A 1117-nucleotide genomic window follows, 5' to 3' on the forward strand; every position below is an offset into this window, starting at 1 on the left:
TGGACGATGAGGACGAGGATGGCCACGGTGACCAGCATGAGCTCGGTGTTGAAGCGCTGGTAGCCGTACTTGATGGCGAACGAGCCGAGCCCGCCCGCGCCGATGGCCCCGGCCATGGCCGAGTAGTCGACGAACATCACCAGGGTGAGCGTGGTCCCGGCGAGCAGTGCGGGCAGGGCCTCGGGCAGCAGCACCTTGCGCACGATGTCGCCGTGGGTGGCCCCCATGGCTTCGGCCGCCTCGACCTTGCCCTTGTCGACCTCGCGCAGCGCGGTCTCGACCAGCCGCCCGAAGAACGGCGCGGTGCCGAAGGTCAGCGGCACGATCGCCGCGGTGGCCCCGAGCGAGGTTCCGACGATGAAGCGCGTGACCGGGATGAGCACGATGATCAGGATGAGGAACGGCAGCGAGCGGCTGATGTTGACGTAGAGACCGAGCGGGACGTTGATCCACCGCAACGGCCGGATGCCGCCCGGTGACGTCACGTACAACGCGATCCCGATGAGCATCCCCAGCACGAACGTCAGGGCTGCCGCGAAGACCACCATGTAGAGGGTCTCGCCGAGGGCCTGCCAGATCAGGGGGATGTAGCTGGTCCACGACTCGTCAGCGGTCGCCAGGATCGGAAAGGTCTGGGGCGTCATGCGAGGACCTCCACGCGGATGTTGCGGTCAGTGAGGTAGCGCACCACCGCGTCGGTGGCGACGGGCCCGCTGCGACCGGAGCCGGGGTCCAGGGCCACCTGGAAGCGGCCCACGTCGTCACCGGCGATCTGCTCGATCGTCCCGGCGCGGATGGCGACGTCGACGTCGAGGTCGCGGGCCAGCTGGCTCAGTGCCGCTGACCCGTGGGCGACGTCGGCCACCGTGAGCAGCAGGTGGGTCTCGTCGGCGCCGACGGGGGCGACGCGCACGGGCAGCAAGAGGCGCCCCAGGGCCGACCCGGCGTCGAGGCTGAGGTCGGTGAGCCGACCCGCCTCGACGATGCGTCCGTCCTCGAGCAGGGCAGCCGAGCCGCACGCTGAGCGCACCACCTCCATGTCGTGGGTGATGAGCACGATGGTCACGCCGAACGCCTCGTTCACGTCGCGCAGCAGGGCAAGGATCTGCTGCGCCGT

2 protein-coding genes are annotated in these 1117 nt (G+C 69.6%); both read right to left on the reverse strand.

Annotated elements, in window-relative coordinates:
• On the reverse strand, positions 1-644 hold a 644-nt coding region (locus tag PLL68_RS04050), incomplete at its 3' end, for an ABC transporter permease subunit (protein ID WP_324531880.1).
• Positions 641-1117: NIL domain-containing protein (locus tag PLL68_RS04055; protein ID WP_324531882.1), on the reverse strand; the 477-nt coding region annotated here is incomplete at its 5' end. The genes PLL68_RS04050 and PLL68_RS04055, both read right to left, overlap by 4 nt.

Source organism: Ornithinibacter sp. (assembly GCF_035443565.1).
Taxonomy (GTDB): Bacteria; Actinomycetota; Actinomycetes; order Actinomycetales; family Dermatophilaceae; genus Fodinibacter.